General features: G+C 55.4%; 9 protein-coding genes and 1 pseudogene. All 10 read right to left on the minus strand.

The features are described 5' to 3' along the window. On the minus strand, positions 1 to 736 hold a 736-nt coding region (gene wecB / locus DI14_RS06235), incomplete at its 3' end, for a non-hydrolyzing UDP-N-acetylglucosamine 2-epimerase (protein WP_034806678.1). A gap of 74 nt (positions 737 to 810) precedes the next feature. Next, a pseudogene (gene tagH, locus DI14_RS06240) lies at positions 811 to 1,590 on the minus strand (teichoic acids export ABC transporter ATP-binding subunit TagH); the annotation flags it as partial. Between the two features lie 13 nt (positions 1,591 to 1,603). Beyond that, positions 1,604 to 2,401 (minus strand): ABC transporter permease, encoded by a 798-nt coding sequence (locus tag DI14_RS06245; RefSeq protein ID WP_034798952.1) that lies wholly within the window; start codon positions 2,399 to 2,401, stop codon positions 1,604 to 1,606. A 17-nt stretch (positions 2,402 to 2,418) separates the two neighbouring features. Continuing rightward, positions 2,419 to 3,708, minus strand: coding sequence for a nucleotide sugar dehydrogenase (locus tag DI14_RS06250; RefSeq protein ID WP_034806683.1), 1,290 nt, complete (start codon positions 3,706 to 3,708; stop codon positions 2,419 to 2,421). 144 nt (positions 3,709 to 3,852) lie between these two features. After that, positions 3,853 to 5,151, minus strand: a complete 1,299-nt coding sequence (locus DI14_RS06255) for a glycosyltransferase family 2 protein (RefSeq protein WP_034806686.1) — start codon at positions 5,149 to 5,151, stop codon at positions 3,853 to 3,855. Then, positions 5,148 to 5,501: a hypothetical protein gene (locus DI14_RS06260; RefSeq protein ID WP_034806688.1), complete on the minus strand. Its 354-nt coding sequence runs from the start codon at positions 5,499 to 5,501 to the stop codon at positions 5,148 to 5,150. The genes DI14_RS06255 and DI14_RS06260 overlap by 4 nt, the downstream gene beginning before the upstream one ends. A 10-nt stretch (positions 5,502 to 5,511) precedes the next feature. Continuing rightward, on the minus strand, positions 5,512 to 7,476 hold the full coding sequence (locus DI14_RS06265) for a hypothetical protein (RefSeq protein WP_034806690.1): 1,965 nt from the start codon (positions 7,474 to 7,476) through the stop codon (positions 5,512 to 5,514). Between the two features lie 54 nt (positions 7,477 to 7,530). After that, positions 7,531 to 9,690, minus strand: coding sequence for a glycosyltransferase (locus tag DI14_RS06270; protein ID WP_034806692.1), 2,160 nt, complete (start codon positions 9,688 to 9,690; stop codon positions 7,531 to 7,533). Further along, the gene (locus tag DI14_RS06275) at positions 9,687 to 12,770 is read right to left on the minus strand and encodes a glycosyltransferase (RefSeq protein WP_034806695.1); all 3,084 of its coding nucleotides are present in this window, start codon (positions 12,768 to 12,770) and stop codon (positions 9,687 to 9,689) included. Before DI14_RS06275 ends, DI14_RS06270 begins: the two co-directional genes overlap by 4 nt. 180 nt (positions 12,771 to 12,950) lie before the next feature. Beyond that, on the minus strand, positions 12,951 to 14,566 hold a 1,616-nt coding region (locus DI14_RS06280; protein ID WP_051622603.1), incomplete at its 5' end, for a bifunctional UDP-sugar hydrolase/5'-nucleotidase.

Raw genomic sequence — 14,566 nt, forward strand, 5'->3', positions numbered from 1 at the left:
GAACAATCGGGTTCATGTGGACCGGATAGACGACTTCGATATCGTCATACTTCTCGATCAAGCGGCGCACGGCACGGAACATGTTGCGCATCGGCTCGCCGAGGTTCTCGCGGCGATGGGCCGTGAGCAAGACGAGACGTTTGTTTTCAGCCGTGATTTGGTTGAGCAACGCGTTGTCGTAATCGTCTTGGACGGTCGTCTTAAGCGCGTCGATTGCCGTGTTGCCGGTGACGAAGATATCTGCTTCTTTCTTGTTCTCACGGAGCAAGTTGTCAGCTGACGTCTCGGTCGGTGCGAAATGAAGGTCCGCCATGACGCCTGTCAATTGACGGTTCATCTCTTCCGGGTACGGTGAGTACTTGTTGTACGTGCGAAGGCCCGCCTCGACGTGACCGATCGCGATTTGGTTGTAGAATGCGGCGAGTGACGCGGCGAACGTCGTCGTCGTGTCCCCATGGACGAGGACGATATCCGGTTTTGCTTCCTTCATGACTTCATCGAGACCGTGAAGGACGCGTGTCGTCACGTCGAAGAGCGTCTGGTTCTTCTTCATGACGTCAAGGTCATAATCTGGAGTGATCTTGAAGAGCTGGAGCACTTGGTCGAGCATCTCCCGATGTTGGGCTGTGACAACGACGATCGGTTCGATCCCTTCACGTTGTTTGAGCTCCAAGACGAGCGGAGCCATTTTGATTGCTTCGGGACGTGTACCGAACACGGTCATAACTTTAATCATACAGATTCTCCTTTGAGGGGTTTTCGCGGCAAGATAATCGTCTTGCCGACGTCGTTTTGGTCGACGATCGTCGTCCGTTGCGCCATCTTCTGTTGCTTGAACTCCGATTGGCGCTTCGAATCGAGCGTGCGGAACCATTTTAAGAACTTCATGTACTCGTCAGCCACTTCGTCGACCGGTCCGTACTCACGGATCTCGCCGTATTCGAGCCAGATTGCCTGCGTACAGAACTGGCGGACTTGTGACACCGAGTGACTGATGAAGAAAATCGTCTTGCCTTCGTCTTTGAACTCGTTCATCTTGACGAGACAGCGGTCGGTGAACGTCTGGTCCCCGACCGAGAGCGCCTCATCGATGACGAGGATGTCCGGGTCGATGTTAATCGAGATGGCGAAGCCAAGGCGCGACTTCATCCCGCTCGAGTACGTCTTGACCGGTTGGTCGATAAAGTCACCGATGTCGGCGAACTCGATAATTTCCGGGGTAATCGCCTTGATTTGATGCTTGTCCATCCCGAGCATGAGACATTTCAGCTCGATGTTCTCCATCCCCGTCAAGTTGCCGTTCAGGCCTGACGAGATGGCGATGAGCGACGGTTTCCCGCGCAGCTCGATCTTGCCGTGCGTCGGCGGGATGACGTCCGATAACAAGTTCGACATCGTCGACTTGCCGGAACCGTTAATCCCGAGAATACCGACGACCTCGCCCGGCGGTACTTCGAACGTGACGTTACGGAGCGCATAGAACTGCTTCCCGTTCGCCCGGTTGAACAACACTTCTTTCAGTTTATCACTTTGCTTCCGGTACAACGTGTACCGTTTTGATACGTTTTCAAACTTCACTTGGTAGCTCATACGTCACCGCTCCTTAAATGTAGTCAATGAAGTAGCGACGGAAACGGACGTGAATCGCCGACCCGATTAAGAACGTCACGAGCGTGAAGCCCCAGAAATAGAGCCCGTAGCCCAAGTTCTGCATGAGCCAATCCGTTCCGAGGAACATCGACCGGTACCCTTCCACCAAATAGTAGAGCGGGTTGATCATGAGAATCGTTTCGAGCTTTCCAGTCGGTTGCCAGAAGATAGGGAGTAAATAAAGCATCATCCGAATAATTTGTGACAGCAAATTTTGAAAGTCGCGGATAATCGTGGCCAGTGCCGACGTCAACAGCGAGAACGCATACAAGAACGCGAGCGCACTGAGGAGCAGGTACGGCAAGAACAGCAAGTTCCAGCCTTCACTGATGCCAAACGCCATCATCAAGATGAACGCGATCGCGACCATCGCCACGTGTCGATACAGTTCCGACAAGATGACGTACGCCGGGATCGTGCTGATTGGGAAACTCATCTTCGAGACGAGTGCGATCTTCGAAAAAACGGATCGAGAACCACTGACGATGGCCGGTCCAAAGAAGAACCATGGCACGATTCCTGAAACGAGCCATGGAAGGAACGGAACATCACCAACGTCTCGACCCGCACGAAGACCGAACCCGAAGACGAGCCAATAAATCGCAATCTGAATGATCGGCGTTATGATTTCCCACAAGTATCCGAAGTACTGCATCGAATAGCGACTTTTCGTTTCATATAGAGAGAGTCTCAATATTAAATAGAGACTCTCCCATAGTTCGATGAATACTTGTTTCGAGGCTTTGATCATAGCGGGCACCTAACGGATTAGGCCAACGTCACTTTCCCGTTGACGTATTCGTACAAGTTTCCGTAGTTGACAACCGCAAGGTCGCTGTCATCGGCCTTCACGATGTTACGTGTGTCAAAGATCATCGGACGGCGCATCGCTGCGTTCAACTCGTTGAAGTCGAGCGCTTTGAACTCGTTGTGGTCAACGAGGACGAGCACGAGGTCCGCATCTTTGATTGCTTCTTCTTTCGACACGAGGTCGAAGTGTTTTGATGACGAGACTTCGACGTGTGGGTCGTGGGCGGCCACGTTCATACCTTGCTCGAGCATCAATTCGATGATCTCGACAGCCGGGCTTTCACGCATGTCGTCGACGTTCCCTTTGTACGTCACGCCGAACGCGGCGATTTTTGCTTCTGGCTGGTCTGAAACGAGCTTCTGCACGTTCTCGACGACGTAAGCCGGCATCGAGACGTTCGTGTCGCGTGAGAGCTTGATGATTTTCGCGAGCTCAGGCTGTTTCGCCACGATGAAGTATGGGTCGACCGCCAAGCAGTGTCCGCCGACACCTGGGCCTGGGCTGTGAAGGTTGACGCGCGGGTGCTTGTTCGCCATCTCGATGACGTCGAGGACGTTGATGTCGAGCGCGTTACATACTTTCGCGAGTTCGTTCGCGAGGGCGATGTTGACGTCACGGAACGTGTTCTCCATGAGTTTCGACATTTCAGCCGTCTTCGCGTCCGTCTTGATGACTTCACCTTTTACGAACGTGCCGTACACGTTCGCACCGGCATCCGCACACGCTGGCGTGATGCCGCCGACGATACGGTTGTTGTGCACGAGCTCATGCAAGATCTGACCTGGGAGAACGCGCTCCGGGCAATGCACGAGGAAGATGTCTTCACCGACGACGAAACCTGCTGCTTCGACGAGCGGTTTGACGTGGTCGTCCATCGTACGTGGTGCGATTGTCGACTCGACGATGATGACGTTGCCTTTCTCGACGTATGGAAGCACACGTTTCGTCGCTTCGAGCACATACGTGAGGTCGCACGACTTATGCTCGTCATCGTTGTTCGGTGTCGGGACGGCGATGATGAACGCGTCCGCTTTTTCCGGCTCGAGCGAGGCGTGGAACTTGCCTTTCGCGACGACGTCTTTGACGACGTCTCCGAGGCCTGGCTCTTCGATGTGGATTTCGCCACGGTTCAATTTATCGACAACTGACTGATGAATGTCCACACCGACGACGTCGACGCCGTATTGGGCGAAGACCGCAGACGTTGGGAGTCCAATATATCCTAATCCGATCGTACATACTTTCATAGTTGAGATTACCTCCATAGATTAGTGACAGGTGTCACTGAATATTGCTTAACATTTCATATTGTTTAGGATTTACCAAAAATCAAACCCATTATACTCCTGATCCGATTTATTAAGCAATTACATTTTCATGACAAAACGGGATTATACCGGGCGGACCGCTCGTACGTTCGTACCGAGCACGTACTCTGTACTAAGTGCCGCCGCACGCACATCCCCTACACTATAGCAAACTTCGGGTAATAATGACCAATTCGAAACGGAAACGTTTGCGAACGTTAACCGGCGGAACACGTCTTCGGTCACGACTTCTTTCAACTTCGCGCGCGTATACGGGTTTAATAGGTAGACACGGACGACGGCCGTGTCCGGATACGTCGCAATGAGTTCTCCTGCCTGATTGAGCTTGTCGCCGATGATGACGGCGTGCGCCGCGGCATGTTGGTTCAAGACGCTGTACGAGAAGTACGAAAGCCCAGTTTCAGCGACAAGATTACGAATCGTCGCTCGCTCGTCTGCCGCATCCCGATAGTACGTACTCATCATCGACGTCTGCGCGTCGATCTTCCGCTCAATCAAGCGCCGCGTCGGCTCATCCGCACGCTCGAGCAACGCATCCAGCGCCTCGATGACCGCCATCCGTTGGCGGACCGAGAAATCGGGACTCTGCGCTTGTCTCGAGACGGAGCGCTCACGCACCTGCCGGTAATAAATCGCGTCGGTACCCTGCTCGAGTAACTCGACACGCGGCGTGAACGTGGCGAACAGCGTCGAGAAGTAGACGACGTCTTCCCCGCTCTTTAGGCTCGGCTCGTACGCCGTACGTTTCGCATAGACGGTCGGGACGAGCTTACAGGCGTTCAACGTCAATAGCTGTGACATCTGCTCATAGGCCCAGTCCTGACCGGCGAGCCGTAAAAACTCGCGATGGAGCGGCGAGGTGAGCGGGTTGCCTTCCGCGTCGCGGTCTTGAATGTCGGCGATGACGATTCGGTCCGGGAGTGCCCGCTTGAACAATTCCTCTAAATACATGTCGCTCAACGTGTCGTCCTCGTCCAAGAACGTCACGTATTGCCGTGTCGCCGCCTCAAGCCCACGGTTCCGGGCGACCCCAACGTTCGCTTCTTCTTCGAGCAAACGGTGGACGGTGACGTCATTCCCGTAGGCCAGACTCGCGTCATAGAGCGCTTGCCGATTCGGCCCATTGAAGACGAGCACCCATTCGACGAGCGACGGATGAAGTGTCTGGCGTTCGAGCGAGGCGAGGCACGTCGTCAACAGGTCGACCGAGTCGTGCGAGGCGACGATGACGCTGATGCCGCGCTGGAGCGACCCCTCTAAAAAAGTAGGTAGCCGCAACGATTGAAACTGCTCGTCGACCGTGCGGACCCACGCTTTCTTCTCTGCTTGAATCGCGGTCAACTGTTCCTCATACCCGTTCATGACGACTGCCCTTCCCGCTCAATTTTGGCGACGAGCTTCCCGGCGACCGGGATGGCTTTTGCCCGTTCAATGATTTGGGTCAAGCGCTCCACTTCCGCTTCGGTCGTCTCACGCTTCGCCTTCTCGCTCGCGGCCTCTTTTCGCCACTTGTCGGCGTTCGCTTTCGCCTGGCGGACTTCCCGCTCGAGCTCTTTCATCTTTTGAATCGTGTTCTCTTTCCCGCGGATGTGCTTGGCACCCTCTTCGAGCACCTCTTGCCTCACCGCTTCAATCTGGTCGGTCAAAGCTTGCAGTTGTTCCCGTAAAAATGCATTCTCACGTTCGACATACTCAACTTGTTGACGGTCCATAACCTTTTCCTCAGCTTTCTATGACCCACGACCCCATCTTGACACGGACGGTGTGTTGGTCGTTTTGGAATTTGAATGCTAGCTTGATGAACTTTGCCTCAACTTCTTTTGGGATGCGGTGACGGATTTCGTTCACGCCAGGCGAGAGCTCGTGGCTGAACGCCGTCTTCTTCAAATTTTTCTTCGCATCGTATTGCATGACATATAGCTCGATTGACGTCGGTTCGTCCGTCAACAGCTCGATCGTGCCGTCGAGGTCGATATACGGGGCACTCCCGAGTGTCGCGTCTTTTTGGAACTCGGTCGACGGGACCGCGCTGAAGCTCTGATTGAACAGTTGCAAATACCCGTTCTCCCCGTTCAATGGCGCCACTTCGACGTGTGCGACGAACCGTTCTTCCGTCAACGTGAACAAGTCGGCGTTGAACGGGACGAAGTAATGATAGATGAACGGTTTGATCGTCACCGAACGTGGCTTGTGCGATTCCGGCACGACCAATTCGACCGTCTCCGGCTCAATCTCGGACCCGTCCAATCGAACGTTCCAATTGTGGGACGTCCATTCGTTCCAAAGCGAGACGTACCCGTGTTCCGGGGTGTCGCTCGGTTTGAAGCGTTCCGTCACGCCTGTCTCGACACCGAGCCGTTCGTTCAACTGCTTCACTTGCTCCGGGGCGACATGGTCGAGCATGAGGCGCCAGTTGAGCGGCGCCGGGATAATCGTCGGCAACAGCGGCGAGTCGCTCCAGGCGAACGTCTCTTTGACGAAATGGAGTGGCTTCTCGCCGAACAAGGCGTCGAGGGCGATTTTGACGAGCTGACCTTGACGGCGGGTCTCGTAAGGCGCCTCGATGATGTGGCGCAGGACGTCACGGTCGAAGAGCGGCTGGAGAATCGTCATCTCACGCAAGAATCCGCTCCGGGCGTAGGCATGGAAATGTTCGACCTTCAAATGGAACCAGGCCGCCTCGAGCCGGCCGCTCCAGTCGCGGTCCGCCTCTTCGTCGAATAATTGATTGAGCATCGCCTCGACTTGTTCGCGTTCGCCCTCGCCAAATCCTTCAAACGGACGGATGGCTTTTCTCGACAGCTGTTGCTTCGCCTCGTGCTCATCCATGTTGTCTTTCAAAAACACGTGCTTGCCGTACAGCCAGTCCGACCCGTGCTTGCCGACCTCGACATAAGCGGGGTCGACGTCACGTCCGGTCGGGATGCTCTCATAAGCCGATAAGTTGCCGTCTGTCGCCTCGAACGACGACGCGAGACGACGGCTTAGCGAGAGCGTCATCGTGTCCGCTGGCGCCGGTACGATTTCTCGCTTCGCTTCCGGAAGAAGCTCTCGGGCGAGTGTCGCCTCGTTCCCTTCCTCATCCGGAACGTGGAGCGTCACATCTTTTCCTGCCTCGATGTATAACTTCGCGAGCAACACGTCGAGCGCACTCCCTGCGAACGGCACGTTCACAGCTGTCATCGGGACCGACGTGGCGTTTCGAAGGGCCGTGAGCCACGTATCGGTGAAGTCGTCACGGAGTTTGGACGACCCGCGCGGCAGCTCGTCCCACGTCTCGATCGTGATCGTGCCGTCACGTACAATCAGGCGTTCACCGGCAGCGAGGCGTTTGACACCTTCGATGCGCGTGTCGCGGCCAAAGACGTGGCCGATGTGGCGCATCTGGCTCGCCGCCTTCGCCTGTTCTTTTGACTTACCGGCCTTCTCAGCTACGTCGATGAGCGATGTCCCGACGACGACCGGTGCTTCCGAATAATAGACTGGGAGCAAGTTGTTGAACGGGACGTCAACCGTGAAGGCGTCATCGAGTCGCAAGGCGACGTTCATCCCATTGGGTTCCTCGCGCGACGAGTCGTAATGGCCGAGGCGCACATCGAGCGGCGTCTCGGAGACGACGTGTGTCAGTCCGTCCCGACGTTCGAAATCGAACTTGTGCGTCTTCGCTTCATACATAAACTGGCTCATAATATATCTCCTCAAAGTATGATAAAACGAGCAAACCCGGAAGCCCGGGCTTGCTCATTGTTTTCGATTCATTTCGGTCAAGATGAGTTGTTCGAGCTTCGGCGCGAGCGTCTCGATGGCGAAATGGTGATGCGCATATGCCATGAATCGCTCGGTCGAGGCGAGCAACTTGTCGGACTCACCGCGGAACGAGCGGATGATGTCGACGCCGTCTAGGACGTTCTCCATCAACACGTCGTCCGGATAAATCGTCTCGCTGCCCGTCCAGTGGCGGATGATCGGGTACGTGCCCGACGTCATCGCCTCGGCCGGCGCGAGGTGGAAACTCTCGAGGTCGCTCGTCGACAAGACGAAGCCGATCTTCGTCAACCACTCCGGCACGTCGTCCCCATGGCCGTCAAAGACGACGCTGTCCTTGAACGCCGGTTCTTCGAGCCGTTCGAGCAGACGGTCGTAATAGGCGCGTTCGTCTTCCCGTTTGTTGATCCAATAGATCTCGTTCGGGTGATGGCCTTTGATGAACAGCTTGTAGCGTGCGTCTTCCTTACGGAGCGTCTCGAGCATGTCGAGCGCGAGGTCGAGCCGTTTCAGCTTCGGGTTCACCCCGATCATACCGAGATGGAACGTCAAGTCGTCGAGCTGCTTCGGTTGCACGAGGCGCGTCCCGTCGACGGCGTTGTAAATCATCGTCATCTTGTGGCGCGGGATGCGGAACAGACGGTACATCTCTTCAAGCATATACGGCGACACGAGGATGATGCGGTCGATGTTGTGCAGATTGTACTCGCGCGGGAACGGCGTCTCTTTCTCTTGGCGGTGGATGCGGACGATCATCGTCTGGTGCGGCTTCTTATGATGCGAGTACCAGACGGCGTTGCCGAGACCCCACTCACAGAAGATGATGTCGGCCTGCTCGAGACACGCCTTACTGTGATTGACGTCATGAATCTTGTGTCCTTCCCATTCGTCGATCAAGACGTTGAAGCGCGGGTGGCGCTCGAAGTAGTCCATGAACAGACGCAGGAACTTGAAGTCATGTCCGGCGAACAGCAGGTTGATTTTCTTCATCGACCAAAGCTCATCACGGAGGCGTTTGTACGTGTTCGTGAACGTATAGTACTGCGCCATCTCATAGAGCCGTGTCGCCGCGTCGCGGTAAACGGCCTCATCGGTCAAGGCGAGCTTCGCCTTCTCGATGAACTCCTGTTCCGAGTTGACGTAGAGCGGATAGTCCGGGCCGAGGATGAGCTCGTGCATCGGGTTCCGGTTCAACAATACCGGTTTTCCGAGCGAGCCGTACTCGAGCAGCTTCGTCGACAGCTCGAGCGAGGCGTCGAGCTCCGGATGGCGCCATGACACGCCGATCGCGCTCGACTCGATGAGCGTCTCGACGTCGGCGCGCGGGATGCCTTTGAGCCATGTCAACCCGTCATCCGACTTCAGACGGGCGAGGATCTCCTGCTTGAAGTTCGGGTTGTTCGGGTCTTGGTTGAACTTGTCACCCGCGATGTGCAGTTCGGCCGGATAGTCGGCACGGAGCTTCGCGAACGCGTCGAGAATCTCGGTCGAATACCAGAGCGGCGCGAACTTGCCCGTGTAGACGAGACGGTCGTTCGGTTTCGTGAACGTCGGGACGGCGTCTTTCACGTTCGGGATCATCGGGTTCAAGATGAGGAACGGGCGGTCCGTCGGCAAGAATGACTCGAAGTACGTCTTCATCGCCTCGGTCTGGCAGAGCATGCGCGCCGAGCGCGACGCGATTTGTTTCAGCCGGGCGAGCTCTTCTTCGGACGCTTGCGTATGGTCGTGCGTGAAATCTGTGATGTACGTCCACGTCTTCGCCATCGTCTGTTCATATTGTGACAAGTCGTACGCGAGCTGGAAACCACGGACGAACGCGAGGTCGTACTTCTCTTTTTTCATCAGCTCGTCGATCAGCCCCGCCGCCTCGTCGGCTTGGAGCACCTTGCGCTCGACGTATGGCGCGTCTTGGTAAGTTGGATCGGCGAACACGTCGATGAAGCGGACGTTCGGCAACTCGCGGATGCCGGCCGTCACCTCAGGTTTCGTGATCGAACGTTTCAAGAGCACGTCGACTTTGATTGATGGGTCTTGGTTCAACATCGAGACGACGGACGTCAGCCAGATGGCCGACCCGTCGATTAAGTTCAAGTTGACGTCCCCGTAGACGAGGACGCGAAGTGGTGTCGTCATAGTTGTACCTCCTGAGCGACCGCTTGCGGCATGTCGCTCCCTGCTTTTACATATTGATACGGGTCCGTGCTGAAGATGCGTTCCCCGGACTGGGCGAGTTCTTTCAGCGTCGCGTCTTGTTTCAACACGTCGAGCGCCTCGGCCACGCTATAAAAACGGAGCACGTCCGGCTTCATGATCGAGCGCGACGGCGTCGCGTCGAAGACGTAACGGTACGTTCCATCCGAGTCAATCTTCTCGAGCTTGCCGTCCCACGTGAAGTAGTCTTCTTTCGTCAAGATGTTCGAGTCGGCGTAACGCGTCGCGAGCATATAGTCCGATACGTACGACGGACCGTAATAGTCGCCCGGTCGGATGAACGCCATCCAGTCGAAGCCGTCCAAGATTTCAGACAAGGCGTTATATTGCGGCAAGTAGCTGAGCATGAACGTCGACACGTCTTCCGTGTTGTACGCCTCATATAAATCAAGGTGGCCATCGAACTTGTCGAGGAAGACGACGAGGTGTTTATGCTCGTAGTCTTGGGCCCGGAACGTCTCGACGGCGCGGTCCATCTCGTCCGCGGAACGGACGAATGCGACGAGCGCGACTTCCGGATGATCGACACGATACGGTAAACCGATCGCAGCGACGACTTGGGCGAGGCGTTGCGTGTACGTGTGATACTTGAGCACGTGACGCATGCCGCCCATGGCGACGTCCTCGTAGAAGCTGTCGTCTGTTAACAGTTTACGGAACGTCTCCTCGAGCATCTCGTCGCCCTCATCCAAGAAGACATAATCGCCGAGCATCTGTTTGACGCCGATGGAGCGCGTGCTGACGACCGGTGTCGCACAGGCCAGGCCTTCGAACACGCGGCGTGAGAACATCGTCGGCGAGTCGTTCACCGAGTTGACGTTCAACATGACTTTGAAGCCTTTGTAGGCTTTCGCAATCTGGTTGTACTTCAAGCTACCGCGAATCGACTTACGGAACTGCTCCGGGAATTGGAGCTGGTCCGTCTCCCCGCGCTGATTCATCTCATAGTTGCGGTCGTAGATGACGAGACCGTACTTGTCGGCCGCCGCGAACAGGCGGTCCATGTCGATGCGGCGCGACTCGTGGCGGTTCGCGTAATACGAGCCGGCGAACGAGGCGTACGGTTCACGCGTCCCCGGTAGACGGATTGGATTATGCTCTTTCGGCTGCGCCGCAAACGGCAATGCGCCGACCCGGTCGTGCCCGCAATCTTCTTTATAGTTGTCGAGAATGTTCGCATCCGTCGTGTAGACGAAGTCGAACCGTTTCGCCGTCTCGATGAACCGGTCGTAGTGAATCGGGTCTTCTTTGTTCCAGAACACGGTCGGGACGTTGTTCAAACGGCACCACTCGAGGAGGGCGTCGAGCTCTTCCCACGTGTTCGTGCCGTATTTGACGATTTTCTTCTCCCACGTCTTGTCGTTTCCTTTCCAGGCCGACTCGACCATGAGGAAGTCGGGCTGACGATCGGCGAGGACGGCCGGCCAGTCGTCCGGCGAGAACGTGATCAATTCACATTCCGGACGATACGAAGCGGTCGTGAACTCATCGAAGATGGCCGCGACTTTCATCTCGTGCAACTCGCGCGGCGTCGCCTCGAACAGGCGGGCCTCACGCGGGTCGATCCATTCCGGCACTTGCGTCCGGTCGGTGATGATCTCCTCGCTGACACGGATGTTCGTGACGAGCGTCTCGCCTTGTCCGTCGACGCGGAGGGCGAAGCGGAGGTAACGTACGTCTTTTCCGAACTCGAAAATCTTCTCGCTGCCGAGTTGCACTTGTTGCATCGACAACCGCTCCGTGAGCGAGTACGAGATGATGTAGAGGACGACGCCCGTGTTCTCGCCGAGCTCACCGTCGACCGTCACACGGTAGCGGTGGTTCGGACGGACCGTGTACGGCTTCTCTTTCGGGAGCACCGTGAAGCGGTTGTTCGTCTCCATGTACGATACGTAACGGCGCACGTCCGGCTCGACGTCTAGGACGAGGCGGAGGCCGTTCGGGTCTTGTTTCAGCTTGATCGACTCTGGCGTCGGGATTGTCCAGAACGTCGGGTCGAGGTCGAACGTCTCCGTGCGACGGACGCTGTTCTCGCGGATGACGCCGAGCTTCAAGTCCGAGATCGTGCCGTTCCCGTGGAAGCGGACGAAGTAGCGGACCGAGTCGTGGCTCGGCGTGAGGCTCATGACGTTGCTGAAGCCGAGCGGCACCTCGATGAGCTGGTCGCGCTCGCCGTGCGCGTACGTCGCGACGAAAAGCGTCGCTTTCGCCATCTCGGTCGCGTCTCCTTTTAAATAGAAACGATAGACGTAGTCGTCCATATCGGCGAGCGGGAAGTCGATGCCGCGTTCGGTGTCGACATGTGGGGGCGCCGATTCATGGACGCCGTAGTGTTCATATTGGTTGCCTTGTCCGGTCACCGTGATCGTGCCGCCGTCAACATGGACGATGCGGCTGAGCGGGGATAGGAGTTCGAGCGACTCGGCGTCGAGCTCGATCATCGTATCGAAGTCGGCATCGGCGACGGCGCTGCTCATCCCTTCGACGTTCCAAAGCGGCTGTCCGTCGATGAGGAGCGACTGGATTAAGACGCGCCCTTTCCCTTGCGTCTGGATGACGAAGCGAGTCTTCGTCTCATCTTCACGGAGCGTGACCGTCGTACGGACACCGTCCCCGACACGGACGACGCGCGTCCGTTCTTGATCGTTATACATCATGACGAGAAGCGTGACATCGATGTCACCGCTCTTCTCGACGTTCAGGCTCGCGTCAAACTCGCGAATCGACGGGTTGAGCTGGAACGAGTCCGGGCCCGGCACCGTGCGGAAGGACGAGGCACGCTCTCCGTACGTCAAAAATTGCTTCTCGGCCATCGTAGAAACGAGCGCCGCGCCGTCCACTTCATAGTTTGCAGACGTCCGGGCATGCCAAGACGGGACGACTTCGACGAACTGTCTCGTCTGCACTTGCGTCTTCGTCCCTTTCATCAACCGACGGCCGATTCGTTTGCCGCGCTGCATGCCTAAATAGACACCACGTTTCACTTTACGTTTCCAACTCATGGGGGTTCCTCCAAATTCATAATGGCATCGTTTTCTCTTTAGCCGATGCCCTCTTATTTGAAACATCTCGTTTCGACACCCATTGATTATAGCAAACGCTCAATTCAAAAGGCAAAATCATCTGGATGACAAATCGAAGACAGAACAAAAGGACACCCGTAGATGTCCTTTCGCAATTCATTATTCTTTGACGTCGACCACGCGGCCTTCGACCGTCGGTGTGATTTCTCCGATGCTGAGCATATGGTCGCGCAAGTTCTCCCAGTCGCTAAGACCGAGGTCATTGACACGTCCATCTTTGAACGCAGCTTCGAACTCAACAAAGTTGTCCCCACCAGTAGCTGTGTAGTAATTCGTTGCAACTTTATACGTTCCGTTCGGATCAATCGCGACATCGTTCGTCCCGTCGTTGTAAGTCACTTTGACGATTCGCTCGTTCGCAGGTTTCGAGCTGTCAAACTCGACTTTAAGACCTGAAACTTGAAGGAATCCACCATTCTCACGCGGATAAACGCTGACGCTGCGCTCAAGCGCTGCCAATAACTCGCTACCTTTCAATTCCATGATAGAAAGAGTGTTACCAAATGGAAGTACTGTGATGACTTCTCCTGTCGTCACAGGCCCCTCATCAATACCAGCACGAATGCCACCTGCATTTTGAACAGCCGCTATTACGTTCGCATCGAACTCTTTCGCTTTAGCAAGCATACCGTCGGCAATCAAGTTTCCAAGAGCCGTTTCATTTGCCCGGACACTCACATCTGACGGATCAGAGAAACGTGGGTTGAGGAGCGGGGCTGTAAGCGAGACTCCAATCGGCTCATTGCTGATGCGATCAACTTCTTCTTTAAACGGAGCGAGCAATTGAACTGCACGAACGTCTGGTTCGAGTGCCTTCACGTCGATTAAACGACCTTCGTGTGCAACGATTTTCCCGTCCTTGTCGAACTCAACGTCGAGTGTCCCGAGGAGTTCACTGTATTGGAATGCTTGGACAATAAGTGTCGGCTCTGACTTGCCTTCTGTGACAACAACCGGCGCATTCAATCGTGAATGCGTATGACCACCGATGATGATGTCGATCCCATCGACTTCTGCAGCAAGGATTTGATCATTGTCAATATTCGGATTATCATCGAAGCCAAGGTGAGAAACTGCTACAATTTGGTCAATCCCCATATCTTCGAACGCCTTGACGGCTTTCTTCGCTTCTTCGATATAGTTTTGGAATTGAATTGGTCCCGGGCTTGCAATATTCGCTGTATCTTCTGTCGTCAAGCCGAAGAAGCCAATTTTCTTGCCATCAACCACTTTGATGACTCCTTCGTAGAGACGCCCGTTGAAGGCTTTTTCTGTTGTTTCGTCACGATAAAGGTTCTTCATGTATTGGTCGTTCGAGTAGTCAACGTTCGAGCTGACGAACGGGAAGTTCGCGTAGCGGACGAATTGCGACAACTCTTTATGACCTGCCTCTGTACCGAGGTCGAACTCGTGGTTACCCGGTACCATCAAGTCGTACTTCATGTAGTTCATAAGTTTAAGGTCAGCTTGGCCTTTGAACTCGTTGAAGTAAAGCGATCCTGAGAAGACGTCCCCAGCATCAATCAAAAGCGCGTTTGGTTTTTCAGCACGCACTTGTTTGATTGCCGTTGCACGGTTAGGTGCATATTTGAGTGCTGCGTGTGTGTCGTTCGTATGCATAATCGACAACTCATACCCTTTCACTTCGTATGGCACGTCGAGCGTGACCGTACGACCTTTGTGCGTGTACGACGCCGTCGCCGTGAATTTCCCGA

Source organism: Exiguobacterium sp. AB2 (assembly GCF_000696055.1).
GTDB classification, from domain to species: Bacteria; Bacillota; Bacilli; order Exiguobacteriales; family Exiguobacteriaceae; genus Exiguobacterium; species Exiguobacterium alkaliphilum.

What these genes read in the sequence shown, in the direction of transcription:
- DI14_RS06245 (WP_034798952.1), bottom strand. Translation starts at nt 2,401, where the DNA reads ATGATCAAAGCCTCGAAACAAGTATTCATCGAACTATGGGAGAGTCTC.
- DI14_RS06250 (WP_034806683.1), bottom strand. Translation starts at nt 3,708, where the DNA reads ATGAAAGTATGTACGATCGGATTAGGATATATTGGACTCCCAACGTCT.
- DI14_RS06255 (WP_034806686.1), bottom strand. Translation starts at nt 5,151, where the DNA reads ATGAACGGGTATGAGGAACAGTTGACCGCGATTCAAGCAGAGAAGAAA.
- DI14_RS06260 (WP_034806688.1), bottom strand. Translation starts at nt 5,501, where the DNA reads ATGGACCGTCAACAAGTTGAGTATGTCGAACGTGAGAATGCATTTTTA.
- DI14_RS06265 (WP_034806690.1), bottom strand. Translation starts at nt 7,476, where the DNA reads ATGAGCCAGTTTATGTATGAAGCGAAGACGCACAAGTTCGATTTCGAA.
- DI14_RS06270 (WP_034806692.1), bottom strand. Translation starts at nt 9,690, where the DNA reads ATGACGACACCACTTCGCGTCCTCGTCTACGGGGACGTCAACTTGAAC.
- DI14_RS06275 (WP_034806695.1), bottom strand. Translation starts at nt 12,770, where the DNA reads ATGAGTTGGAAACGTAAAGTGAAACGTGGTGTCTATTTAGGCATGCAG.